General features: G+C 55.9%; 27 protein-coding genes, 2 tRNA genes and 1 other RNA gene. 15 read left to right on the forward strand and 15 right to left on the reverse strand.

The window, feature by feature from the left end; translation table 11 throughout:
* Positions 1-259 precede the first annotated feature (259 nt).
* The 9 genes from ACZ5ER_RS00535 to ffs form a co-directional block, all read right to left on the reverse strand.
* Positions 260-337: transfer RNA gene (locus ACZ5ER_RS00535), tRNA-Gly, on the reverse strand.
* Positions 338-347: 10 nt separating this feature from the next.
* Positions 348-424 (reverse strand) — tRNA-Phe (locus ACZ5ER_RS00540).
* A gap of 190 nt (positions 425-614) precedes the next feature.
* The gene (locus ACZ5ER_RS00545; protein WP_464934566.1) at positions 615-863 is read right to left on the reverse strand and encodes a DUF4405 domain-containing protein; all 249 of its coding nucleotides are present in this window, start codon (positions 861-863) and stop codon (positions 615-617) included.
* A gap of 64 nt (positions 864-927) precedes the next feature.
* Complete coding sequence (queC, locus tag ACZ5ER_RS00550; RefSeq protein ID WP_050002590.1) at positions 928-1,647, reverse strand: 7-cyano-7-deazaguanine synthase QueC; 720 nt, start codon at positions 1,645-1,647, stop codon at positions 928-930.
* Entirely contained in the window at positions 1,647-2,054 is a 408-nt protein-coding gene (locus ACZ5ER_RS00555; protein ID WP_464934567.1) for a PIN domain-containing protein, read from the reverse strand. Before ACZ5ER_RS00555 ends, queC begins: the two co-directional genes overlap by 1 nt.
* The gene (locus tag ACZ5ER_RS00560; protein ID WP_050002588.1) at positions 2,042-2,278 is read right to left on the reverse strand and encodes an AbrB/MazE/SpoVT family DNA-binding domain-containing protein; all 237 of its coding nucleotides are present in this window, start codon (positions 2,276-2,278) and stop codon (positions 2,042-2,044) included. Before ACZ5ER_RS00560 ends, ACZ5ER_RS00555 begins: the two co-directional genes overlap by 13 nt.
* Positions 2,279-2,358: 80 nt before the next feature.
* The gene (locus tag ACZ5ER_RS00565) at positions 2,359-3,258 is read right to left on the reverse strand and encodes a dihydroorotate dehydrogenase (protein WP_464935033.1); all 900 of its coding nucleotides are present in this window, start codon (positions 3,256-3,258) and stop codon (positions 2,359-2,361) included.
* 37 nt (positions 3,259-3,295) lie between these two features.
* Complete coding sequence (locus ACZ5ER_RS00570) at positions 3,296-4,294, reverse strand: pyridoxal-phosphate dependent enzyme (protein ID WP_464935034.1); 999 nt, start codon at positions 4,292-4,294, stop codon at positions 3,296-3,298.
* A gap of 47 nt (positions 4,295-4,341) precedes the next feature.
* Positions 4,342-4,655: signal recognition particle sRNA (ffs, locus tag ACZ5ER_RS00575), an RNA gene on the reverse strand.
* Positions 4,656-4,788: 133 nt separating this feature from the next.
* Between ffs and ACZ5ER_RS00580 the strand changes: the two genes are divergently transcribed.
* The 11 genes from ACZ5ER_RS00580 to ACZ5ER_RS00630 all read left to right on the forward strand — a co-directional run bounded on the left by ACZ5ER_RS00580 (position 4,789) and on the right by ACZ5ER_RS00630 (position 14,049).
* The gene (locus ACZ5ER_RS00580) at positions 4,789-6,234 is read left to right on the forward strand and encodes an FAD-dependent oxidoreductase (protein ID WP_464934568.1); all 1,446 of its coding nucleotides are present in this window, start codon (positions 4,789-4,791) and stop codon (positions 6,232-6,234) included.
* Complete coding sequence (locus ACZ5ER_RS00585) at positions 6,227-6,736, forward strand: 4Fe-4S dicluster domain-containing protein (protein ID WP_464934569.1); 510 nt, start codon at positions 6,227-6,229, stop codon at positions 6,734-6,736. Before ACZ5ER_RS00580 ends, ACZ5ER_RS00585 begins: the two co-directional genes overlap by 8 nt.
* 1 nt (position 6,737) lies before the next feature.
* On the forward strand, positions 6,738-7,007 hold the full coding sequence (locus tag ACZ5ER_RS00590; RefSeq protein ID WP_464934570.1) for a (2Fe-2S)-binding protein: 270 nt from the start codon (positions 6,738-6,740) through the stop codon (positions 7,005-7,007).
* Positions 7,000-8,166 carry an NAD(P)/FAD-dependent oxidoreductase gene (locus tag ACZ5ER_RS00595; protein ID WP_464935036.1) on the forward strand — a complete coding sequence of 389 codons (1,167 nt, stop codon included), beginning with the start codon at positions 7,000-7,002 and terminating at the stop codon, positions 8,164-8,166. Before ACZ5ER_RS00590 ends, ACZ5ER_RS00595 begins: the two co-directional genes overlap by 8 nt.
* Positions 8,167-8,252: 86 nt before the next feature.
* Positions 8,253-8,930 (forward strand): UMP kinase, encoded by a 678-nt coding sequence (gene pyrH, locus ACZ5ER_RS00600; protein ID WP_464935037.1) that lies wholly within the window; start codon positions 8,253-8,255, stop codon positions 8,928-8,930.
* 46 nt (positions 8,931-8,976) lie between these two features.
* Positions 8,977-9,186 (forward strand): hypothetical protein, encoded by a 210-nt coding sequence (locus ACZ5ER_RS00605; protein WP_050002580.1) that lies wholly within the window; start codon positions 8,977-8,979, stop codon positions 9,184-9,186.
* Positions 9,153-9,449: a type II toxin-antitoxin system RelE family toxin gene (locus ACZ5ER_RS00610; protein ID WP_158506634.1), complete on the forward strand. Its 297-nt coding sequence runs from the start codon at positions 9,153-9,155 to the stop codon at positions 9,447-9,449. The genes ACZ5ER_RS00605 and ACZ5ER_RS00610 overlap by 34 nt, the downstream gene beginning before the upstream one ends.
* A 56-nt stretch (positions 9,450-9,505) precedes the next feature.
* Positions 9,506-10,825 carry an NAD(P)/FAD-dependent oxidoreductase gene (locus tag ACZ5ER_RS00615; RefSeq protein WP_050002578.1) on the forward strand — a complete coding sequence of 440 codons (1,320 nt, stop codon included), beginning with the start codon at positions 9,506-9,508 and terminating at the stop codon, positions 10,823-10,825.
* Positions 10,826-10,881: 56 nt separating this feature from the next.
* Complete coding sequence (locus ACZ5ER_RS00620) at positions 10,882-11,637, forward strand: hypothetical protein (protein WP_050002577.1); 756 nt, start codon at positions 10,882-10,884, stop codon at positions 11,635-11,637.
* A gap of 96 nt (positions 11,638-11,733) precedes the next feature.
* On the forward strand, positions 11,734-13,479 hold the full coding sequence (locus tag ACZ5ER_RS00625) for an endonuclease/exonuclease/phosphatase family protein (protein WP_464934571.1): 1,746 nt from the start codon (positions 11,734-11,736) through the stop codon (positions 13,477-13,479).
* Between the two features lie 30 nt (positions 13,480-13,509).
* Positions 13,510-14,049, forward strand: a complete 540-nt coding sequence (locus ACZ5ER_RS00630; protein WP_050002575.1) for an RNA 2'-phosphotransferase — start codon at positions 13,510-13,512, stop codon at positions 14,047-14,049.
* On the opposite strand, the gene ACZ5ER_RS00635 is transcribed toward ACZ5ER_RS00630, so the two are convergent.
* From ACZ5ER_RS00635 to ACZ5ER_RS00655, 5 genes are all read right to left on the reverse strand, one after another.
* Positions 14,033-15,271: an MFS transporter gene (locus ACZ5ER_RS00635; protein ID WP_050002574.1), complete on the reverse strand. Its 1,239-nt coding sequence runs from the start codon at positions 15,269-15,271 to the stop codon at positions 14,033-14,035. The genes ACZ5ER_RS00630 and ACZ5ER_RS00635 overlap by 17 nt on opposite strands.
* 70 nt (positions 15,272-15,341) lie before the next feature.
* Positions 15,342-16,502 (reverse strand): NAD(P)/FAD-dependent oxidoreductase, encoded by a 1,161-nt coding sequence (locus ACZ5ER_RS00640; RefSeq protein ID WP_050002573.1) that lies wholly within the window; start codon positions 16,500-16,502, stop codon positions 15,342-15,344.
* A gap of 2 nt (positions 16,503-16,504) precedes the next feature.
* A complete protein-coding gene (locus tag ACZ5ER_RS00645) occupies positions 16,505-17,983 on the reverse strand; it encodes an FAD-dependent oxidoreductase (protein ID WP_464934572.1) in 1,479 nt (492 codons plus the stop codon).
* 161 nt (positions 17,984-18,144) lie between these two features.
* A complete protein-coding gene (locus tag ACZ5ER_RS00650; RefSeq protein ID WP_050002571.1) occupies positions 18,145-19,764 on the reverse strand; it encodes a sodium/proline symporter in 1,620 nt (539 codons plus the stop codon).
* Positions 19,761-19,940: a hypothetical protein gene (locus tag ACZ5ER_RS00655; protein ID WP_464934573.1), complete on the reverse strand. Its 180-nt coding sequence runs from the start codon at positions 19,938-19,940 to the stop codon at positions 19,761-19,763. Before ACZ5ER_RS00655 ends, ACZ5ER_RS00650 begins: the two co-directional genes overlap by 4 nt.
* A 150-nt stretch (positions 19,941-20,090) precedes the next feature.
* Here ACZ5ER_RS00655 and ACZ5ER_RS00660 point away from each other — a divergent pair, with 150 nt between their 5' ends.
* The gene (locus ACZ5ER_RS00660; RefSeq protein ID WP_050002569.1) at positions 20,091-20,573 is read left to right on the forward strand and encodes a hypothetical protein; all 483 of its coding nucleotides are present in this window, start codon (positions 20,091-20,093) and stop codon (positions 20,571-20,573) included.
* Here ACZ5ER_RS00660 and ACZ5ER_RS00665 read toward each other — a convergent pair.
* Positions 20,570-21,736 carry an OBG GTPase family GTP-binding protein gene (locus ACZ5ER_RS00665; RefSeq protein WP_464934574.1) on the reverse strand — a complete coding sequence of 389 codons (1,167 nt, stop codon included), beginning with the start codon at positions 21,734-21,736 and terminating at the stop codon, positions 20,570-20,572. The genes ACZ5ER_RS00660 and ACZ5ER_RS00665 overlap by 4 nt on opposite strands.
* A gap of 114 nt (positions 21,737-21,850) precedes the next feature.
* Here ACZ5ER_RS00665 and ACZ5ER_RS00670 point away from each other — a divergent pair, with 114 nt between their 5' ends.
* The 3 genes from ACZ5ER_RS00670 to ACZ5ER_RS00680 all read left to right on the forward strand — a co-directional run bounded on the left by ACZ5ER_RS00670 (position 21,851) and on the right by ACZ5ER_RS00680 (position 23,744).
* On the forward strand, positions 21,851-22,306 hold the full coding sequence (locus ACZ5ER_RS00670; protein WP_050002567.1) for an Lrp/AsnC family transcriptional regulator: 456 nt from the start codon (positions 21,851-21,853) through the stop codon (positions 22,304-22,306).
* 70 nt (positions 22,307-22,376) lie between these two features.
* The gene (gene pfpI / locus ACZ5ER_RS00675) at positions 22,377-22,877 is read left to right on the forward strand and encodes a deglycase PfpI (RefSeq protein WP_464934575.1); all 501 of its coding nucleotides are present in this window, start codon (positions 22,377-22,379) and stop codon (positions 22,875-22,877) included.
* A 123-nt stretch (positions 22,878-23,000) separates the two neighbouring features.
* Positions 23,001-23,744 carry a hypothetical protein gene (locus ACZ5ER_RS00680; protein ID WP_464934576.1) on the forward strand — a complete coding sequence of 248 codons (744 nt, stop codon included), beginning with the start codon at positions 23,001-23,003 and terminating at the stop codon, positions 23,742-23,744.
* Positions 23,745-23,758 lie beyond the last annotated feature (14 nt).

The raw sequence follows: 23,758 nt of genomic DNA on the forward strand, positions 1-23,758 counted from the left end.
GCATTGCACCAAAAGTGCTTTTTTGACGTACTCATTGCTTCTAATTAAGCATCTAAACAAATCATCAGTTTTAGCCGAACTTCTTAAAAAACAAGACACAATCAAGAGAGCCTACAGAATTTGGAATGATTACGAGCTTCTCAGTAGGCTCTTCTGAACTAGGTAATCATCAGAAGCCCGCTCCACATGCCGGCGCTGAAGCTTTGTGAAAATTCAACGAGACTCCTCTTTAAAGTCTTTAGGGAATGGAGAAAATTTCTGGTGCGGTGGCCGGGATTTGAACCCGGGTCACCGGCTTGGAAGGCCGGTGTCCTGGACCAGGCTAGACTACCACCGCATGCGAGAAGTGGTGGGGCGAGGGGGATTTGAACCCCCGACACCCGGATCTTCAGTCCGGCGCTCTCCCAGGCTGAGCTACCGCCCCACGCCCAATGATAAGGGGAAGGGGGAGATTTATAAATCTTGCGGTGGTGGGGCCGGAACCACAACAACCTCACTGACAGTCCAAAACATAAATTAGCCCTATCTTCTGGCCCAACTAGGCAAACTGCCCTATCCTCTCCGGGCGGTGGAAAGACGACGCTACCTCCCGTTGGGAGATTCAGTTTCAGGCCTTACTTTCTGAAAAGAACTTTCAACTCATTTTTATACATGCCCCAGTTCAGCCCGAGGTGGACTATTATCAGCGCGTTCATCAGCGGCCCTAAGACGTTTCTGATGTTAAAGAGCTGATTCTTATCCATGCCAAGGAATGGATGGCCGGTCTTGGTTGTGTATAACACTCCCACCGTAACGAACAGAACGCCAATGAACACCACAAGCAGAACCGTCGAGAGAATGGCCCGTGCCTTCACAATGTTCATTTTTTCACCTCCTAAGAATATACCTTACATCCGATTAAAAACGTTTGGAAAGAACAAATGCTGTTTAAATCTTCGGCTCAACCGCGTAAACCGTTTTGTCTTCCCCAATTGCTTCAACCAGACCGCGGTGCCTCCTGAGGCAGCTCTCGCACTCGCCGCAGTGTATAGGTTTACCGTCCTCGGTGAAGCCCTTTGGCATGTAGCAGGAGTTCGAGTACTCGTACTTTGCGCCCAGCTCCTTCAGGAGCCTCGCAATGCCTCTCTTGTCGAGGCCTATCAGGGGAGCGACCACTCTGACCTCGGCCATAGTCCCGTATTTCAGGGCCTCGTTCATTTTTTCAACGAACTCGGGGGTGTTGTCAGGGAAGGTGGCCCCTTCCTCTGCGTTAAAGCCCACCACTATGTCTCCACCACCGAGGGCGTCGAGGAGCGAGGCGGCAACGCTTATGAGAACGAGGTTCCTTGCTGGAACCCACACGCTCTTTGCGGTTTCCTGGGCAACGTTCTCGTCCTCAAGCTCCTCGGCGCTCACCCTCGGGGTCTCCCCGCCAACGAGGGTAGTCCCCCTCAGCTTCGAGAACTCCTCAAGGAAGTCCAGCCTCACAATCTTAAGCGGGACGTTCAGCTCCTTCGAGAAGAACTCCGCGACCCTGTTCATAACCTTCTCTTCGTTGCTCCCGTAGTTAGCAGTGAGCATTATGACCTCGTCGTAGTTCTTCTTCGCCCAGTATAGGCAGGCCGTGCTGTCGAGCCCGCCGGAGAACAAAACTACGGCGCGCTTCATTAGACCACCTCCGGAAGCAGTTTAATCCCCAGTTTTTCCGCACGCTTTCTAAGCTTTTTGTCGTAGGTCGCAAGGGTTCCCTTCTCTTTAGCTATCGCGAGGATTACGGAGTCGTTGTAGTGCTTGAGGCTGAAGTTCTCAAAGAGTTCAAATGCCGAAAGCAAGTATTTTCTGTCGTCTGCGAGCACTACTCTTTCGTTTAGGAGGATTTGTGATAGTGTTTTTTCGGCTTCTTGAGGGACAACGCCCACTACTGCGAGATTCCATATGAACTCGTATACCACAATCGTCGGCAGGACGATTCTGTCGAGGGAATGTATGAGGTCCCTTGCTTCTACGTACTTCTCAGAGCTTCTGTTGATTGAGTAAATGAGCACGTTCGTGTCCACGACGGCTACTCTTTCCATTTGGAAGCCTCCCTGAGAATCTTTTCAGTGTTCTTCTCAATTTCTTCCGGTGTAAAGTCCCTGCCAAGATCAAGGCTTGGCCACTCTACCTCGGCCTTCCTTATGACGATCTCATCTCCCCTCAGCTCAACTGTGAGGTATTCGCCCTGCTTTATGCCAAGGGCCTTCCTAATCTCGGCCGGAATCGTTATCTGGTAGTTCCGGGTCACCTTCGTTATCGGCATAGTAGCCCACCATAGTATAGTAGACTTTCCCCTATAAAGCTCTTTTGGCCAGAAAGGGCACGGGAAAACAGGATAAAACCTCAGCCAAGAGCGAGGCCGACTATCTCCTCCACGCTCGAAAAGCCCTCGCTTTCGAGGTAGGCTTCGATGCCCTCGTTGATTTCCCTGAAGACCTTCCAGCCCCTGAGCGAGACCGCCGTCCCAATCTGGAGCGCCGAGGCCCCGGCCAAAAGGAACTCGACCGCGTCCTGCCACGTTGTTATTCCACCGATGCCTATCACTGGAATGTCAAGAACCTTCGCGAGGTCGTAAACCGCTCTGAGCGCGACGGGCTTAACGCCGGGCCCGGAGTAGCCCCCAACCCGGTTGCTCAGGATTGGCCTCCTCGCGTAGATGTCAATGGCTATTGCCTTCAGCGTGTTTATGGCCGAGACGGCATCTGCACCAGCCTTTTCAGCGGCTAAGCCAAGCTTCGTAATGTCGTCTATGTTCGGCGTCAGCTTCGCGATAACCGGCTTATCGGTGGCGTCCTTGACGGCTTTCACAACCTCGTAAACGTTCTCCGGGTTCTGACCGATTTCCATGCCGTAGCCCTTCGCGTGGGGACAGCTGAGGTTGAGCTCGAAGGCATTAGCGACGTCGCTCAGCTTCTCGGCGAGAAAGGCGAACTCCTCAGGCGTTCCGCCGAAGATTGAGACTATCAGCGGAAAGTCAAAGGTGTAGCCCTCTACCATCCCAAGGAAGCCCTTCCAGCCAGGGTTGGGAAGACCCATTGCGTTTATCAGTCCGCAGGGAAGTTCAACTATGGTAGGGTTGTCGTAGCCCTTCCTCGGCTCGATTCCTATTGATTTCGTAACGACTCCACCGGCCCCTTCCTCGTGGGCGCGTATCCACTGCTCGGGAACCTTGTCGTTGATTCCAGACGCGAGAATCAGCGGATTCTCGAAGCGTATCCCGAAGAGCTCGACCTCAAGGCTCACCATCTTGACACCTCAAAGGCAAAAAGTGAAAGGGAATTTAAGGCTTTTTGATAGTTTCAAGCATCTCCTCGCCGTAGTGGAAGACCCCCGGAAAGCCTCCGGTGTGTATGAAGAGCACGCTTTCGCCGAGCTCGCCCTTCTCAGCCAGCTCCATGAGGCCGTAGAAGGCCTTTCCCGTGTAGACGGGGTCGAGGATTATTCCCTCGCTCGTTCCGACGAACCTTATGAGCTCCGCGACTTCCCTCACTATCTTTCCGTAGGCGCCGAAGCCGTAGTCGTAGATTTTTGACTCGGGGACATCAACGCTGAGGCCCATAAGCTCAGCCGCCTCAAGCGCGAGGTTCTTCACCCGCTCGTTAAGCCCCTCGACGAAGCCCCCGACGTCTATACCGACGACCTGCCACGGAGCGTCAATTATCGTTGAACCGAGAAGCAGACCTGCCAGCGTCCCGCCGCTCCCAACGGCGTCAACAACGGAGTCAAACTCGACGCCAAGCTGTCTAATCTGAGAGTATATTTCGCCGGCGGCCCTTACGTAGCCGAGCGTTCCCACTGGGGAAGCACCTCCAGCAGGAATCAGATACGGCTTCTTACCCGCATTCCTCAATTCTTCTGCAACCTTCTGAGCTATCGGCCAGAGTTCGCTTGTCCTCTCAACGTCGTAGACCCTCGTCTCTATCCCCATAAGCTTGTCGAGGAGGTAGTTGCCTTTAAGCTGCTCCTTTCCGTAGAGGACGAGGACAGCGTCAAGACCGAGGCTTTTCGCGGCGAGGGCCGTGACGAAGGCATGGTTTGAGTGAACGGCGCCGGTGGTTATGACCGTGTCGCACCCTTTGGCCACGGCATCGCCCAGCAAAAACTCAAGCTTTCTCACCTTGTTTCCGCCGATTCCAAAGCCGGTCAAATCGTCACGCTTGACGTAGACATCGACGCCGAGCTTCCTGCTGACGCGCGGGAGGTACTGAATCGGCGTCTCCCACCTTACAAGCTCAACCCTTGGGAACTTCGAGAGAAGGGAACCTACCTTAGGGTGCATAGGAACCACCGTTAAGATTTACATAGAACCGTTCAAAAGTTTAGTGGCGGCGGGCGCGCCCGGGGGTGGGAACCCTCCGCCGCGCCCCTCCACCGGGGCTCCCTCACCCCCGCTACCCCGGGAGCGCCGGACGTCCCGCCTACCGCTGCTCCCTTCCGGGCCTGGCGGGGTTCGGCGGGCAAAGGGCGTTAGCCCGGCCCTCCAGCCGGACCTCGCCCACCGCCGGCCCCCCGGGACGAGGGCTCATCGTTATACCCCGGCTTCGGGGCGCGGTTTTGGGAACCGCCCCCCGGGCTTCGGCCCCGGCATATCGGCGGTTTCCGGTTACAGGGGACGCCGAACCCCCCGGCCTAGCCCGCCGCCAGCTACCTTATCCACGGCCCGATATATAAAGCTTTGGTAGCTTGCGCATTCTCAGCAACCAAAGGTTGTTCACCATTGGGTTGAAAAATTTTCATAAATTTGCGAACGAATAAGTACATGGGTGATACACCGTGCGCTTAAATGAACACCCTATTCTGCGCTTTGAACGTGGCAGGGAAGTCACAATCTACTTCAAAGGCCAGCCAATCAAGGCGTACGAGGGAGAAACAATCGCGACGGCCCTGCACGCCGCGGGGATTCGGGTTCTCAACTACTCCCCCAACGAAAAGCGCCCGAGAGGACTCTTCTGTGCAATAGGCAAGTGTTCCTCCTGCCTCATGGTCGTCAACGGAATCCCAAACGTCCGCTCCTGCATAACCCTCGTGGAAGACGGCATGACCATAGAGCCCCAGCACGGGAAGGCCAAACTGCCCAGGGACGCAAAACCGCCGGAGTTCAAGGATGCAAAGGTAGTAAAGGGTGACATCGTGGTAATCGGCGGTGGCCCGGCTGGCTTGATGGCGGCCATCCACGCGGCAGACGCAGGGGCAAAGGTCGTTCTCCTCGACGAGAACCACATGCTCGGCGGCCAGCTCGTCAAGCAGACGCACAAGTTCTTCGGGAAGAGGGAGCAGTTTGCGGGGGTCAGGGGCGTAGAGATAGCGAAAATCCTTGAGAACGAGGCCAGAAAGAGGGAAAACATTGAGGTATTCCTCAAAACTTCCGCCGTCGGCATCTTCCAGGAGGGTGACGAGAAGCTCGTCCTTGCCGTCAGGGACAACCGCGAGCTGATTGAGTTCCGCGGAAGGGCAGTCATAGTTGCCACCGGTGCCATGGAGAAGATGATACCCTTCGAGAACAACGACCTGCCTGGAATCTACGGCGCGGGAGCGATTCAGACCCTCATGAACACCTACGGGGTCAAGCCTGGCGACAGGGTTCTCATAGTCGGAGCCGGAAACGTTGGGCTTATCCTCGCCTACCAGCTCCTCCAGGCCGGCGTTGAGGTCAAGGCAATAGTGGAGGCCATGCCCAAGATTGGGGGCTACTTCGTCCACGCCGCCAAGGTCAGGCGCTTAGGCATTCCGATACTAACGAGGCACACCATCCTGCGCGCCGAGGGGAAGGAGAAGGTTGAGAGGGCTGTCGTTGCCAGGCTGGACGAGAACTGGAGGCCGATACCCGGAACCGAGAAAGTCTTCGATGTTGACGTCATAGCCCTCGCCGTAGGCTTGAGGCCGAGCATCGAGCTACTCCACCAGGCCGGCTGTCAGATAAAGTTCGTCCGCGAGCTCGGAGGCCATGTAGCCGTTCGCGACGAGTGGATGGAGACCACTGTGAGGGGAATATTCGTTGCCGGCGACTCTGCTGGGATAGAGGAAGCCACAACCGCCATGCTCGAAGGGAAGATAGCGGGCATAGCCGCCGCCCTCAGGCTCGGCATAGCGGACGAGAGCTGGCTCAAGGAGATGGAGAAGGCCCAGCGCGACCTTGAGGAGTTCCGCTCCGGGCCGTTTGGCAGGCACGTGCTTGAGGGCATAAAGAAGGTTCTCGCAGGGGGTGTTTCCGGTGAGTGAAATCCCTGCCTACCTCAGAAACGGATACATAACGCCGGAGGAGCTCTTCAAGATAATCCCGAAACCGAGCGAGGAGAGGCTGAGGGCGAAGCCCGTCGCCGTCCCCGAGTGCCCGCAGGAGATACCCTGCGCCCCGTGCAGGGAGATATGCCCCACCGGCGCCATAAGCATGCCGACACCCAACGACCTGCCGATGGTTGACTACGAGAAGTGCATTGGCTGCTCCCTCTGCGTCCAGATATGCCCCGGCCTGGCCTTCTTCATGGTGCACTACGTCGGCGACAAGGCGAGAATAACGATGCCCCACGAACTTCTCCCCGTTCCAGAGAGAGGCGAAGAGGTTGTTCTCCTCAACCGCGTCGGAGAGCCTGTTGGGAGGGGCAAAGTCATCACGGTAGTCCCCAGGGAGAAAACCAAGGGCGACACGCCGATTATCACGGTAGAAGTGCCCATCGAGCTCGCCTGGGAGGTAAGGGCTGTGAAGGTCGAGAGGGGTGAGTGATATGGGGAAGAAAATCGTCTGCCGCTGTAACGACGTCACCGTTGAAGATGTAGAGAGACTCATTGATTCAGGCGTCACGGACATCGAGGAGATAAAGCGTCTAACTCGCATAGGCATGGGGCCCTGCCAGGGAAGGACTTGCATCCCGATAGTTCTCAGTATACTGGCCAGAAAGACCGGGAAGAGGCCAGAGGAGATACCGCTCCCGCGGGCGAGGGTTCCGATCAGGCCCGTCCGTGTAGAGGTCATAGTGGGTGGTGCCGATGAGTAAAATAGCCATCATCGGCGGCGGGATAACGGGCGTTGCCACCGCCTACGAGCTTGCGAAGCTCGGCGAGGAGGTAGTCATCTTCGAGAAGAACTACTTCGGCTCCGGCTCGACCTTCCGCTGTGCAACGGGCATCCGCGCCCAGTTCACGGACGAGGCGAACATCAGGCTCATGAAGTACTCCATCGAGCGGTGGGAGAAGCTCGAGGAGGAGCTCGAGGCCGAGATAGGCTTCAGGCACTCCGGTTACCTCTTCCTGGCGACGAGCGAAGAGGAGGTTGAATCCTTTAAAAACAACATAAAGCTCCAGAACAGATTTGGCGTTCCCACGAGGCTCATCGACATGGACGAGGCCAAGGAGATAGTGCCAATCCTCAACACCGAGCCGTTCTTGGCCGGGGCATGGAACCCGAAGGACGGCAAGGCGAACCCCTTCAAGACGCTTTTTGCATATCTCTTCAGGGCCAAGGAGCTCGGCGTCGACGCGAGGGAGCACACGGAGGTGATTGGCTTCGAGCGGGAGGGGGACGAGATAACTGCAGTCAAATTCAGGAGCAACGGAAAGGTCGAGACAGTTAAAGTTGATGCCGTCCTGAACGCGGCCAATGCGTGGGCACCGCTTATCAACGAGATGGCCGGCTTAAAGCGGGACCTCGTTCCCATAACGGCGTACAAGCACCAGCTCGTCAAGACCGAACCACTGGAGAGGGGACAGGCCGAACCACTGGTCTGCCCGCCGGCCTGGGACGACGCCTACATAATCCAGGACGGCGAGGACGGCGGAATAATCTGCGGTGCTGGGATAGAACACAAAGCAAGGAGCCTCAACGACTACGAGCCGACCTACGACTTCCTGCGCGGTGTTCTGAAGTATGCAGTAAAGATAGCCCCTCCGCTCCGCTACGCCCACATAGTCCGCCAGTGGGCAGGTTTCTATGCAAAAACTCCCGACAAGAACCCCGCCATCGGAAAGCTCCTCGACAACTTCTACATAGCGGCGGGCTTCAGCGGGCACGGCTTCATGATGGCGCCTGCCGTTGGAGAGGCGATGGCGGAGTTCATGACCAAAGGAAGGAGCAGGGTACCGCTCGACTGGGAGTGGTACGACCCGTACCGCTTCGAGCGCGGAGAGCTCCGTACGAGTGCCTTCCAGATTGGATGAGCGCTTTCTCGCGCCCCTTCTTTTTAACACCCCAGCGTCGAGAAAAAGGTTATAAAGGGGCCCCGATTAGCACCGTGAGGGTCATCATGAGAATAGTCTTTGACATAGGCGGTTCAGTTCTCGTTCCCGACGACCCGGACGTGGACTTCATTAAGGCGATAGCGTACGAGCTCATCAAGATAAGCGAAGACCACGAGGTAGCGGTTGTAGTCGGCGGTGGAAAGGTCGCGCGCAAGTACATCCAAGCCGCGAAGACATTCACGCCCAACGAGACCTTCAAGGACTACATTGGAATCCACATCACAAGGGCCAACGCGATGCTCCTGATAGCTGCCCTCGGCGAAAAGGCATATCCCTTCGTTATCCAGGACTTCCGTAAGGCGTGGGAGGTCATCCAGCTCAAGAAGATACCGATAATGGGCGGAACGCATCCAGGTCACACGACGGACGCGGTAGCGGCACTTCTCGCTGAGTACCTTCAGGCCGACCTTCTCGTCGTCGTCACCAACGTTGACGGCGTCTACGACTCGGATCCGAAGAAGAACCCGAACGCGAGGAAGCTCGACAGGATAACACCGGAAGGGCTCGTCGAGATTGCAATGGAGGCCGAGAGTAAAGCTGGGGGAAGCGGCGTTGTTGATGCTTTAGCCGCGAAGTTCATCCAGCGCGGCAAGATAAAGACCTACATCGTGGGCAAGAGCGATGCATACCATCTTTTCGACGTGGTCAAGGGCAGGCACAACGGGACTGTTGTTGAGCCTTAAGCTTAACCCTTTTATATTCTCCTGCCTATCCAAAGGCGGTGAGAACATGGAAGCCGACCCGATAAACGTTCTCCTCTACGATATTCGCGAGATGAGGAAAAGACTGGACGAGATGGAAAAGGCCCTCCTGATGCTCAAGGCGAGGCTCGTTGAGGAGGAAGAAGGTGAAAGCCCCGAGGAAATAGAAGCCCTCGAAAGGGAGGCCCTTGAGAGCGGGAAGGAGTGGGAAGAGCTGAAGAGGGAGCTTGGACTATGAGCTTCAAGGTCATCATCGGCAAGAGAGCCGAGAAAGGGATAAGAAGTCTCCCTCCAGCTCATATAAAGCGTTTTGCCGAGCTCGTTGAGACCCTGAAAATCAATCCAGTTCCAGTGGAAAGTTTTGACGTCAAAAAGATGCGTGGTTCTGAGAGGGCTTACCGAGTTAGACTTGGCAATTACAGGGTTCTTTATACGATCCGCTGGGACGAGAACACCGTTGTTATCCTGAAGGTTGAACCCCGCGAAAGGGCCTATCGTTGAACTAACCAAAAGCCAACTTTTTATACCTCCGCGCCTTTCTCCCTCCGGTGGTGCTCATGAAAATCGTGGTCGTCGGTTCTGGCACAGCCGGAAGCAACTTCGCGCTGTTCATGCGCAAGCTCGACAGGAAGGCCGAGATAACCGTTATCGGTAAGGAGCCGACCATGCAGTACTCACCCTGCGCCCTGCCGCACGTCATCAGCGGCACGATCGAGAAGCCCGAAGATGTTATCGTCTTCCCGAACGAGTTCTACGAGAGGCAGAAGATTAACCTCATGCTAAACACCGAAGCTAAAGCCATAGACCGCGAGAGGAAGGTCGTGGTCACCGACAAGGGCGAAGTCCCCTACGACAAGCTCGTCCTTGCCGTCGGCTCAAAGGCCTTCATTCCGCCGATAAAGGGTGTTGAGAATGAGGGCGTCTTCACCCTCAAGAGCCTCGACGACGTGAGGAGGATTAAGGCCTACATAGCCGAGAGGAAGCCGAAGAAGGCCGTCGTTATAGGTGCCGGGCTTATAGGCCTTGAGGGAGCCGAGGCCTTTGCCAAACTCGGCATGGAAGTCCTTGTCGTTGAACTCATGGACAGACTCATGCCGACGATGCTCGACAGGGACACCGCCAAGCTCGTCCAGGAGGAGATGGAGAAGCACGGCGTCTCCTTCCGCTTCGGCGTTGGGGTTAGCGAGATACTCGGCAGTCCCGTTGAGGCGGTTAGGATAGGCGACGAAGAGGTTGAGGCCGACCTTGTACTTGTCGCGACGGGCGTGAGGGCGAACGTTGACCTCGCCAGGGAAGCTGGCCTCGAAGTTAACCGCGGCATAGTGGTGAACGAGCACCTGCAGACGAGCGACCCGGACATATACGCGATAGGCGACTGTGCGGAGGTGATTGACGCGGTGACCGGCGAGAGGACGCTCAGTCAGCTCGGAACGACGGCGGTAAGAATGGCGAAGGTTGCTGCCGAACATATAGCCGGAAAGGACGTCTCCTTCAGGCCCGTCTTCAACACCGCCATAACCGAGCTGTTCGGCCTTGAAATAGGCACGTTCGGCATAACAGAGGAGAGGGCAAAGAAAGAGGGAATCGATGTTGCGGTCGGCAAGTTCAAAGGCTCCACCAAGCCGGAGTACTACCCCGGCGGAAAGCCGATAACAGTCAAGGTCATCTTCAGGAAGTCCGACAGGAGGCTCATCGGTGCCCAGATAGTCGGTGGAGAACGCGTCTGGGGCAGGATAATGACGCTGTCGGCGCTCGCCCAGAAAGGAGCTACCGTTGAGGACGTCGTCTACCTTGAGACCGCCTACGCTCCGCCTGTGAGCCCGACGATAGACCCGATAAGCGTGGCCGCCGAGATGGCCCTCAGAAGGTTCAGATGAGCCTCTTCTCAACAACTTTTTTAAAGTCTGCATTTTCAACTTGACCGGGTGATTGAATGAAACGTCACCTCGTCGTTCTCCTCCTAATAGTGGTTCTAGCCTCAGGGTGCATCTCAGGGGAAAGCGACACAGCGACGAACAATTCCAAGACCGCGACCACCACGCTCATGCCACTGAAAGAGCTGAGGAACTACAGCAAAGAGGAGCTCCTCCAGAACCTCGAAACGATAACGTTCGTCAGATTCCGGACCGAAACGACAGGCATCGCAACGACCATAATAGGGGAAGCAAACCAGACGGTGAGCATAAAGAACGTAAAGGTGGGCTACGTTGATATCACAAACAGGAGGGCAGAGGTAAACTCAACGGCCGCTATGGGCCCGTCAACGCTCAAATCAAGGATTGTCGTAACCAACGAGAGCGCCTACATCGAAGCAATGGGCAGAAAGGAAAACCTGACTGACCCTGAGGTCATTGAAGGTCTTTTTGAGTCCATAAACCCGGTCAGCATCGTGAAAAGAGCCCTCGTTGAGCTCGAACCCATCAAAACTGACTTCATAAACGGCACGCAGGAGTTCTATTACAACCTGACGAACACCCTGGCATTATCGGAGATGCCGGAAGCAGGTAGGGACGGCAATGCCACAATAAAAGGAACCGCCGTTCTGAGGTTCAGGGGCGGGTTCCCGGTCGAGGTTGTATTCAGATACACCCTCACAACGGTCTCCGAGCAGGGAGGAGTGGAAATTACCACCATTATCACAGGCACCGAGAGGACAGAGATACAGGAGATTAAGACAAACGAAGTCTGAGGACTTCCCGCATATTTTCAAATTCTTACATTTCTATCATCAGGCCCAACAAAGTTTAAGTGCCGTTTTTGACAATTTTGGCTTTAGGTGGTTGCCATGAACGTAGAGGTTAAGGGTAAAATCCTGCTGGGTATTGGAACAGGGGTACTGCTGGCCTCATCCCTCAGGGTGTTCGTTGCCGGCGCCTACTCCAGCCTCGAGAAGACGTTCTTTTACGGCATGAAATTCCCCTCCGCACTCGGAGTGGCGCTGTTCATAATCGCCGCACTGGTTGTGGGGAGGCTGAGCAGAAAATCGGGAGCGGCCATAATCGCGGCGTATGCCCTCGCGCTCCTCGCCACCGACGCGACGGAATACACCCACCTCCTCGCGGCGTTTGCACTCCCCGTTGCTCTGGCCCTCGTGAAGGAGATTGAAGTGAAATACCTGGCCATGGGCCTCGTGGCCGACCTCGGCCTCCGCGTGCTGGCCGTTGGGGCAGAACCCGCCGACACCCCCCATACAAGGATTATACTCGCTGTTTTCATGCTCCTGGGTGCGTATACCCTCTCAAAAGAGCCAGGGACGCTTAAGAAGCCAGGATTCGAACTCTATACCTTCGCGGCGCTCCTTGAGCTTGGCCTGATATACCCAAACGCTGTGCTCCGCTACTCCGGAATCAAAGTCTATTACCTCCCAACGTTCGTGGGCTTCTCCTTCGTGATAGCCCTCGCGCTGCTGCTGGGTCCCTACCTCTCCAAGAGGCAGGGCGTTGCAACGGCACTGCTCGTCCTCGGCTCTGCCACGCTCTTCCTGAAGCCACTCTCGCTGGTGGGCCTCCCCCTTGCCCTGGCATCGGCTATCGCCCTCGTCGAGAACGCCAAGGGCAGCAAATGGGGGGTCATTGGGGCGGTTTACCTGTTCATCGTCTCGACCCTCGCACTGGGTACATACGTCGGCAGGGACATCGGCCTGCCCTTCATGGAGGACAGGCTTGAGGCCCTGATTTTTGCCGCGTCTCTCGTCTACGCGCTTTCTACATATAGAAAGCACAGCGAGGTGAGCCTTCCAACCACGAGGGAGACAGCGGGCACGCTCGGCGGCCTTGCAGTCGCTTCGCTCATAGTTCTGGCGCTCTTCCACCCAGGACCGAGCTACGCCGAGGCCAAGAAGGAAGTCGTAATCTGGACGTACAACGTCCACCAGGGCTTCGGGCCCTACGACGGGGCTTTCAACGGCTATGAGCTTGTGAACCTCCTGAGGGAGCAGAAGCCGGACATCTGGGCGGGGCAGGAAGTTGTGGGGGGAATGATAGGCAACGGCTACCAGGACGTCCCGCTCTTTGTCTCAGCATACCTAGGCTACGCCTACGAGTACAAGCCGACAGTTGAAGGCACTTACGGTGTGGCGGTCTTCTCCCACTGGCACATGAAGACCGAGGGGGAGCTGAACCTTAAGAGCGTCGGCCAGGCGAGGCCGGCCCAGAAGGTGACGATTGAAGAGCTCGGTCTGACGGTCATCAACGTCCACATGGGGCTCAGCGAAGAAGAGAGGGCCATGCAGGCGGAGGAGCTCCTGAAGTTCGCCAGGGAACCGCCGGTAGCACACATCATCGCCGGCGACACCAACGCAGAGCCCGACGAGGAGGCCATAAAAATACTCACCCGCGAGTACAGGGACGCATTCTCAGAGAGACCGCCTTATACCTTCCTCTGGAAGCGCGGTGATGTAGTGGACAGGGAGAACATCGATTACATCCTGCTCAAGAAAGACTGGCCAGCGGAGGTCAAAGACTACGGCTGCCTCTGCGACGTTGAGGTGTCCGACCACAGGCCTGTATGGGCACTCATTGAGCTGCCGTGAGGTTTTTATCTCCCCTTTCCACTTTTCTACATGCCGTCGAGGACAAAGGTCAGCAAGCTCATGGCCTACATACTCCGCCATTCTCCAGAGGAGTTCGGGCTTAAACCGGACGCTGAGGGCTTTGTCCCGCTCGATGAACTCGTAAAGGCCCTTCAGACGGTTTATCCAGACGTTACAGAGAAATTCGTGCGTGAGATAGTTGCCCGGGACACAAAGGGTCGCTACGAGATTAGAGGCGACAAAATCCGCGCCCGCTACGGCCACAGCTTTCCGGTCTCATTGAACCACGAGGCGGACAGGGAGTCGAGGGTTCTTTACCACGGCACGCCAAGGAGAAATCTTGAGAGCATCATGCACGAGGGGTTGAAGCCGATGAGGAGGCAGTTCGTCCACCTGAGCACGAGCAGGAGCGAGGCTATAGAGACCGGCAGACGGCACGGGCGGGACGTTGTGCTCCTGATTATTGACGCAGACTGCCTGAGGAAGAAGGGACTGAAAATCTACAAGGCTGGAAAGAACGTGAGGATAGTTGAGAGAGTTCCTCCAGAGTGCATCACCCCGGCAGTCTAAGCGCCAGGACGAAGGCCAACCCCAGAGGTATCAGCGTGCTGAGGAAGTTCAGCGTGAAGCTTATTCCCGAGAGGTAGCCTCCAAGGAGCGGCCCAACCACCCAGCCAAGGCTCATCATAGCGTTGAGGAGGCCCATTCCCTGGGCCCTCTCGCTGACCTTGACGTTCTGGGCGACGTATGTGGACGTTGAGTTTATGGTGAGTATCCACTTGACGCCGGAGAGAAAAGCCACTCCGAACACGAGCCAGACGTTTCTAACGAGCGCGTAGAGCAGGAACGCCAGGCCGTAGCCGGCTATGGCAATGAGGTAGAACCTCTTGGCCCCGTGCCGGTCTATAAGCTTTCCAAGGAAGTAGCCGGTAAGGGCGGCGGCGAGGCTCTCGATACCGAAAATCACACCCACGCTCCACCCGCCGAAGACCTCCTCGAAGTAGACCGAGGAGACGCTGTAGAACTGCCCGCTCGCCACCATCACGAGGAACACCGTCACGTAGAAGGGCCCCAGGTGCCCGCGCATGAGCTTCCTGAAGGCAGAACCCTTGACGGTCGCCCTCCAGCTCTCCCTGCCCTCCTGGACTAGGATCATTCCGAGGAGGGAGCGCCTGCCGGCCGGGCGCTCGCGGATCATGAGCACTATCCCGGCCGAAACGAACAGTATGACGCCCGAGATTATGAAGAGTTTCCTGATGCCGGCGTATTCCACTATCGCCGAGCCGAGGAAGTTACCAACCATGTAGCCGGCGTTCTCGATGGAGTTGAAGAGGCCAAATATCGAGCCTGCCCTCGTCGAGAGCTCCGAGATGAGGGCCGAGTGGGCCGGCGTCATCGCTGACCCAAACGTCCCCTGGAGCGTCCTGAGGATTAGGACGCCGGTCGCGGAGCCAACGAAGGCCATGGCCGTGTAAAAGAGGCCCGTCGAGGCCAGGCCAAAGGCTATGAAGCTCTTCCTGTCACCTGTAGAATCGGAGAGCCAGCCGAAGGGGTACTGAAAGACCGTAGATGTCAGGTTGAAAGCAACGCTCAGAAGGCCCACCATGAACATGCTCGCACCAAGAAGGCGCATGTAGACGCCAAGGTAAGGGAAGGCCATTCCGAATGACATGTTGGCGAGGAACATAGCTACCGCTAGAACGACAATATTCTTCCGTTTAACCCGGAGCTTTTTGAGTTTAAGGGTCTTTTCACGCTTTCCCTGGGTAACAACCAGCTCTCGCCTGCTCATCTCAGGGAGAAGAGGTGGGAGATTTATAAAATTTCCGTCGAAATGGTAAGAAAAAGTTTAGAGCATGGCGTCAGCCCATCTGGAGGGCCTGTCCGCGCAGCTCCCCGCGCTCGAAGCGGTAAGGGTCGTACCACTCGACGGGCAGGTCGGTCTTGCCCTTCGTGATGATATCTGCGACCATCTCCGCAACAGCGGGTGCCATCATGAAGCCGTGTCCACTGAAGCCGGCAGCAATGTAGTAGTCGCTCAGCTCCTCGATTTTTCCGATGGCAGGGTTGCTGTCAGGGGTCTTGGCGTAGTATCCCGCCCAGGTTCTAAGTATGAGGAGCTCCCTCAGGGCGGGGATTATCTTGGTGAAGTAGTAGCTCACCTCGCGCAGAAACTCGTAGGTGGGGTTCAGGTCGTAGGTCGGGCCGAGCTCGTAACCGACACCGCCGACGACACCGCCGTGGGCCGTCTGAGTTAAGTAAGCGTGACCGTACTTGAAGGAGATGACCATCGGCTTTATGGAGCCCTTCTTTATGGGCTGGGTTATGACCGCCTGGTGCTTGTAGGGCTCTATCGGAATCTTCACGCCTATTCCCGCCATGGCGTTGATGAGCTTGGCCCAGGCGTTGGTGGCGTTGATGACGATGCCGGTTTTGATCGTGCCCCTGGTGGTTTTCAGGCCCTTAATCTCGCCGTTCTTGATTATGAAGTCTTTGACCTCAGTGTACTCCACCAGCCTCGCCCCGAACTCCTCGGCGTGGAGGGCGAACTTGGTCGTCGAGTGGAACGGGTCGGCCTTTCCGTCGGTCGGGTTCCAGGAAGCGGCTATAACCTCGCTTATGTCCAGGAGGGGAACTATCTCCTTGGCCTCCTCTGGCGTTATGAGCCTCGTGGGGACGCCGAACCTGTTCTGTATTGCGATGTTGCGCTTGAAGGTCTCCACCTCTTCGTCGTCGTAGAGCAGGAAGAGGTAGCCCGTCTGCTCGAAGGGGAAGCCGTACTCTTCACTATAGCGCTTCCACAGCTCAACCGAGCGCTTCATGACCTGGACGTTCGCCTCGTCGTTGAACTGCTGCCTTATGCCCGTCCCACAGCGGAAGGTAGAACCTGAACCGATGAAGCGCTTCTCTATGACAGTGACTTCCTCACCGCGCTTGGCGAGCTCGTGTGCTATCGTGACCCCAACGATTCCCCCACCGATGATAGTTATTTCGCTCTTTTCCGGAAGCTCCCTCGTCGGCATCTTCAATCCCTCCCTGCGACAACCTTCATCTTCACGTTCTTAATCGGCGGCCTCGCAACGGGAATGTCGAGCCTGTCCATTGGCGTCCCGCTCCTCTGTGAAGTTAGAAGAGCGCCGTTGAAGAGGCAGTACCTTCCTTGGCAGAAGCCCATGGCGAGATGGGTCAGCCTTTTGATTATCTGGAGGTCGGTTATGCCGCTCTTCACGACGTCGTCAACCTTCTTCAGCGTGACCCCACAGCCGCATATCTGCACGTCCTCTCCGCTCAGCTCATCGAGCGGAAGGCGCGGAAGGGGCCTTGCAATCGGCTCGTATTCCTTCAGCTTCTCCTCGTAGACGCACGGCTCCGCCTCAAAGCCGAACTCCTGGAGGAGATACGCCCCAACGAGCCTTCCTTCGAGGTAGTTGGCGTAGTGGGGCTTTATTGAAACGGCGCTTCCGGCGACGTATATTCCATCGCGTATCCTGTGCTGGGAGTTGAGAACCGGCATGTAGTAGCCGCGCTTGAACCTCAGCTTCCCGCCGGCCTGGGTCACGGGGTTGATGTCCGGAATCCTTCCATCGGCCATTATAACCGCATCTACTTCGTAGCTGTTGCCGTTCCAGTCGATGAGGCGCTCCACCCTGTCGTCTCCTTCCACGCGCTTGGGGTTCGGCACCACAACGTACTCGATTCCCCAGCGGTCGAGCTCGGCCGTTATCTCCTCCGGAAACGCGCCGACGACGGCGACCTTTTTCCCGGGGGCGACTCCCCAGACGTTGATGACCTCAAGGGCATCTGCTCTCCTGAAGACGCCGGGGTAGTCGTTGTTCTCGAAGAGCATTATCGAGTCAACGGCTCCAGTTGCCAGAACGACGCGCTTGGCCATTATCTCGATGAGCTGGTCGTCCCTAACTGCAGGGACGAGGAAGTATTCGCCCTTATCAAAAACGCCGAGTGCGGCCGTTCCAAGGAAAACACGGGTGTTCTCCGGGAGCTCAGTAAGCTCCTCCAGGGCCTCTTTCGGGTCGCCAAAGCCCTCCTGCTTGACGCCCTTGAGCTTCAGGTCACCGCCGAGCCAGCCCTTTTCCTCGATCAGTGCCGTGGTAAGCCTGCCGCCGATTTCCTTGATGACGCCCAAACCGGCGGGGCCGGCGCCGATAACTGCGACATCAACGACGTACTGGAGGACGGGCTTTCCTTCATCTATTTCAACCTGCTCCTGGAAATCGGTGTAGGTCTGCCTCTCTATCCTCATTCCGTCCGTTACCTTGAGCTTCCTTCCATTGATGTTCTTTACGCCGTTAACAGTGACCGGGACGGGCCCAAATGTGAACGCACCCCTGTGCCTCCCTTCACTGCTCGTCGTGAGCCAGTAAACGCCGTTTGCGAGCATTGCGACGGGGAACTTTTCCCCCTCGTAGGCCTCGTACGGTTTTCCGTTCAGGTAGATTGTAACCTTCTTAGAAGGGTCCTTTTCCGTCAGGTCGAGCGGTCTCATGCTCCCACCTCGAAGAATTTTAGGTCAGCGTTCGAAATTATGCATCAATGTTTATAAACGTTAGGTTGCCCAAAAATGGTTTAGAACCATTGGTTTGGTTTAACACTGAGATGAACCCAGGCCACACTGCCCCAGAAGAGGGAATAAGGAAAAACGTAGAATCAAACCATACCCTTTGCCAGGACGAACTCGGCTACGTTTTCAACCTGGCTCTTGGCCCTGGTTTCGGTGATGCTCTTCTTGTTGGTTCCCTCTATGGGAACCTTCCTGAAGAGCTCCTCGTGGAGCTTAACGACGTCTTCTGGGGGCTTGGTAATGAGGCTGACGACTATGATAATGAAGAGCGTTATGAAGAAGTTGATGAAGAACACCGGGACACCGTTGAACCATGAGCCTATCGTGCCGAAGATTCCGGGGGCATCGGGGTTGAAGGCCCATCCGTAAATCTTCGCCTCAAAGATGACCTCGCTGATGAGGCCGTAGGCCATGCCGACTATTCCGCCCTCCTTGGTGACGCGCTTCCACCACAGGCTCAGTGTGAGTATCGGGCCAAAGCCGACGGCAAGGCCACCCCACGCGGTAGCGACCATCTGGTAGATAACCTTAGGCCCGGTCAGCGCGAACCAGAGGCCAACGATGGCGACGCCGGCGACGACAAGCCTGGAGATGTTAACCATCTGTTTCTTGCCGACCTCCTTGCCGAGGACCTTGTGGTAGAAGTCCCTTGCTATGGCAGAAGATGCCACGAGCAACTGGGAATCAGCAGTGCTCATGACGGCCGATATGATCCCCGCTATGACGAAGCCGGCCAGCCAGCTGGGCATCAGCTCAACGGCCATAGCAGGGATTACCTTCTCCGGGTCGCTGACGTTAAGCATGCCCGCTTGGTACATCGCGAAGCCGAGGAACCCGGCGAAGAAAGCTCCCCAGAGGACAATTATGGTCCAGGTTCCACTAATGAAGATACCCGGCCTTCTGAGCTTTCTCGGGTCTTCAACGCTCATGTAGCGCGTGACTATGTGGGGCTGGCCGAGGTAGCCAACTATCCAGGACGCATAGCCGATTGCAAAGATTATCGCCGCCCAGCCGGTGGCCCCTCCAAACGGGTCGAGCTTTGCCGGATCGGCCTGGGCTATTAGCGCGGTCGCCTTGTCGAAACCTCCTATCTTGGAGAGCGCCAGGAAGGGGACAATTATCAGAGTCAGGAGCATGAACATTGCCTGGACTACGTCCGTCCAGACCACCGCGAAGAAGCCACCGGTTATAACGTAGGCGGTGAGGATTATCACCGTGATGATGATTCCAGTGTTGTCGCTGATTCCGAAGCCCTCCGCAAAGGTCTTTCCGCCGGCAGTAAACTGCGCGGCAACGTATGCGGTCATGAAGATTATGATTATCAGTGCGCTTAGAAGCCTGATCAGCTTGGTGTTGTCTTTCAGCCTGGCTTCCAGGTAGTCTGGAACCGTTATTGCCCTGAACTTACCGGCGTAGATTCTCAGCCTGGGCCCTATGAGGACGTAGTCCGCAAGGGTGCCAAAAAGGCATCCGATACCTGCCCAGAAGGCACCGAGGCCTGCCTTGAAGGCGCTTCCAGGGTAGCCAAGCATCAGCCAGCCCGAGAAGTCGCTGGCCTTGTCGGAGAGGGTTGCAGCCAGAACATGGACTTTTCTCCCACCGACGAAATACTGGTCTTCTGTTTTGGTGTAACGGTTGGCCCACCAACCGATATAAGCGAGCAGAGCCAGGTAGACCAGAAAACCAAAGAGGATACCGCTGTTCATGCCTTACCCTCCTTCTTAAGTTCTTCAACGAGGTCTTCGTCGTAGGCAAGAATCTCTTCGTCCACGTAGTACTCCTTCCCTGTTATTCTGTCCCAGAAACCGTAGAGGAACATCGTTGCTATTCCCAAAAGGGTCGGAACCACTAGCAATGCCCATCCACCGGCACTTAGTCCCATATTGGACCCCCCTGAATACATATGCTGGCTAATGACCAGCGTTGTATATTGTTGCCAAAAAGTTATAAACCTATCGTTAGAAACTATGAGTTGATGTTTTGTGAAGAGCCCAAAATGCCGAGTTAGCACAAGACTGGTGCGGTGTTGTGCATGAAGACCGTAAAAGTCATGAAACCCATATTCCGCCCCGAGACGGAATCAAACTTCGTTTTGTATCCCTACAGGGTATACCACCTCAGGCTTTACTACAGAAGGCTCGGAATGAGCGACAGGGTTTTTGATTACTTCGCCTACGTTGACCTATACCGCCTCGGAGCAGAGCGGGGAGAGGGCTTCATTGAACTCCAGAAGTGGGAAGTCGATGAAAAGAACGTGATGGAACCCCTCGTTGACGACGAGGAAGCCAGAATGAAGGCCTTTGAGAGCGCCATAACCTGGGGAAACTCGCGCGTGATTTCGTGGTGGCTCCCGAGGATTGAAGTCGTCCGGGACGAGCTCGCCTACAAGGTCTTCTGGATTTTTGAGAGAGATGGGACTAAGATAATTCTCGACAGCCTCGACGGAAGTGAGTACAGCCTCGACGTCCTAGCAGGAAAAGGGAAGCGAACCTGCAAGGGGCCGCTCTGCCGTTAGCGGGCGTGGATTTCCACTATGTCCCCATCTTCGAGCACGTGGTCTGCTCCGACCCTCTGGCCCGGGAACTTAACGCTCTTGCCCCAGACACGGGCGTAGCGGAAGTTCTTGGCGAAGTCCTTGTGAATCCTCTCGGCTAAGTCCATAACGGTCGAGCCCCTCTTGAGCGCCACCGGCGGATAGGCAGGCTCCTCGCCCGGGCTCTTGGTAAAGACGCGGATGATTCCGGCCAAATCGTAGAGCTCGTCCTTGAGCCTGTCGAGGTTTATGCCCTTCTTTGCAGATATTGGGATTATCTTGAAGCGGTCGCCGTAGGCTTTCACTAAGCGCTCGTAGTTCTCCTTGCTACCTGGGGCGTCGCCCTTGTTGGCTATGATTATCGCCCTCCTCCACACGAGGCTCTCATCAATCGCATCAGAGAACTCCTCAAGCGTCACGGGCTCCTTAACGGTGATTTCAGCGGAGTGTATCCTCTCCTCCCTGAGCATCTTCATGACTTCCTGGATGTCACCCTTGATGTTCTCCTGGCCGTTGATGACGATTCCACCCATGGCCGTCCTCTTTATTTCAACCTTAGGCTTCTTCTTGTTGACCTTTATTCCTGCCCTCTCGAACTCCCGGAGAAGGATTTCCATCTGTTTAATAGGGTCTTTGGACAGGTCAACGACTATAGCTATCGCGTCGGCGTTCCTGATGACGCTGAGGAGCTGGGGCCCCATGCCCTTTCCGAGGGCGGCACCCTCAACGAGGCCCGGAACCTCAACCAGCTGTATCTGGACGTCCTTGTGGTGCATCATTCCGGGGATTGGCTTAACAGTAGTGAAAGCGTAATCCGCGACCTCGGCATCAACGTTGGTGAGGGCCTTCAGCAGGGAGCTCTTACCGACGTTTGGAAGACCAGCTAAAACTATCTGGGCGGCACCTTCCTTCCTCACCGCTATTGACGGCCCGCCGCCGCCCTTGCGAACCTGCCTCTGCTTCTCAAGCTCTTTTCTCAGCTCGGCCAGCTTTCTCTTTATCTGAAGGCGAAGCTTCTCCGTCCCCTTGTGCTTTGGGACGGTTGCATACATTTTCTCAAGGGCGCGAATCTTCTCCGGAATAGTCTTGGCGTTCCTGTACTCCTCTTCCGCGGCCAGGTATTCCGCTGTCACGTTCGTTGGCATTCCTGCTCACCCCCTGCCAAAGTTAAAAGACTGACGGCATTTTATAAACATATGGTTGCCGAGAATCGGCAAATTTATAAATATTTCCGAAAATTTTCCGTGATGGTGGTGAAAATGACGAGGAGCGGCCTTGATGAAGTCGACAGGAAAATTCTCATGATACTCCAGAAGAACAGCAGAACGCCCCTCCGTGAGATTTCTAAGGAGGTTGGGCTCGCCGAATCAACCATCTACGAGCGCATAAAGAAGTTAAAAGACAGGGGAATAATAAAGAAGTTCACCGTCATTCTCGATCCAGAGGCCCTGAGCTTCAAAATCCTTGCCTTCATTCTGATAAAGGCGAAGGCTGGAATGTACAGCCACGTTGCCGATGAGCTCAAAAAGTACCCTCAGATATGCGAGGTTTACGAGACAACGGGAGACTACGACATGCTCGTCAAAATCAGGACGAAGAGCAGTGAGGAGCTCAACGAGTTCCTGGACAGAATTGGGGAGATAGAGGGCGTGGACTCAACGCACACTATGGTCGTCCTCAAGGCCCACAAGGAGACCACAGAGCTTCCACTTTAACCATTTTTGTCCAGAAAGTGTTATTAAGCACCTGTTTCTATTTCTCTCCGAACGTTAGGGGGTGATTGAAGTGAAGGTTCTGTTTCTCAGTGCCAACGAGTTTGAGGACGTTGAGCTGATTTACCCGCTTCACAGGATAAAAGAAGAGGGCCACGAGGTGTACATAGCAAGCTTTGAGCGCGGGAAGATCACAGGAAAACACGGCTACACCGTTGAAGTCCAGCTGGCCTTCGACGAGGTTGACCCCGATGAATTCGACGCCCTTGTTCTACCGGGCGGGAGGGCCCCAGAGCGCGTGAGACTAAACGAGAAAGCAGTCTCAATAGCCAAAAAGATGTTCGAGGACGGAAAACCAGTCGCCACCATCTGCCACGGGCCCCAGATACTCATCTCAGCCGGCGTGCTCAAGGGCAGGAAGGGAACGAGCTACGCGGGGATACGGGACGACATGAGGAACGCCGGTGTCGAGTGGGTGGACGAGCCCGTCGTCGTTGACGGCAACTGGGTAAGCTCAAGGCACCCCGGCGACCTCTACGCCTGGATGAGGGAGTTCGTCAAGCTCCTCCGCTGACCCAGGCTTTTCTTTATGACTTTTGCTCTGAAGTGTGGAACTTTTGTCTTCGTTGAAAAGTGCAACCCTCGACAAGCGTAAACTTTATACGGAAAAGTGAAGACCGTTTCACAGGTGATGTGCATGAAGCTAAGGGGAGGCCTCGTTGGGGTAGCTCTGGGTGTGGTGATTACGGCATTTCTCCTCGGAGCAACGCTCACAGCCTTGGCCCTCAAAGGGGACGTCCACGTAGGCTGGGTGACTACAAAAAAGGTTGCGGGGGCGGTTGTGGAAGTCGGCGAGTTCAACGCCTCTGCACTAACCGTTAAGGAAGTGGTCGGAGAGGTAGTCATCGTTTCAGCCAACACCTCCAAGATTGTTCTCAAAAGCAACCTCCCGCTGAGCTTCACGGTCGAAAAGGGAGTCCTCACCGTTTACTGCCCTCACAGAACGGTATCTAACATTATAGGGACATCTACCAAAAACCTGTGCTCCGACTACACGAACGGCACCGTTATAGTGGAAGTCCCGGAGGGGCTGCTGGGCATTGACGTCTATGATGTCGTTGGAGAAGTCAGGGTGGCCGCTGAAGCCGGCAGTGTCGAGCTCACGGACATCGTCGGAAACGTCGCAGGGACTTCATGGAACGGCTACCGCATCTCCGACGTCGTGGGTGACATCTCCCTCAGGGTCGCGAAGAGGACGACCATAAACGACGTGATTGGAGATATCACCATAACGGTCCCCACGGGGTTTGAGGCGGTCATCGCAGTCGAGGACGGGGACATCATTGGGGACGTGACCAACAGGGCCAGAGGCGACAAAGGCACCGTCCTAATCAGAGTGAACGACATAATCGGTGACATTGTAGTAGGGAATGACTTTTAAGCCCTCACACCCCC

It is taken from the genome of Thermococcus marinus (assembly GCF_055389025.1).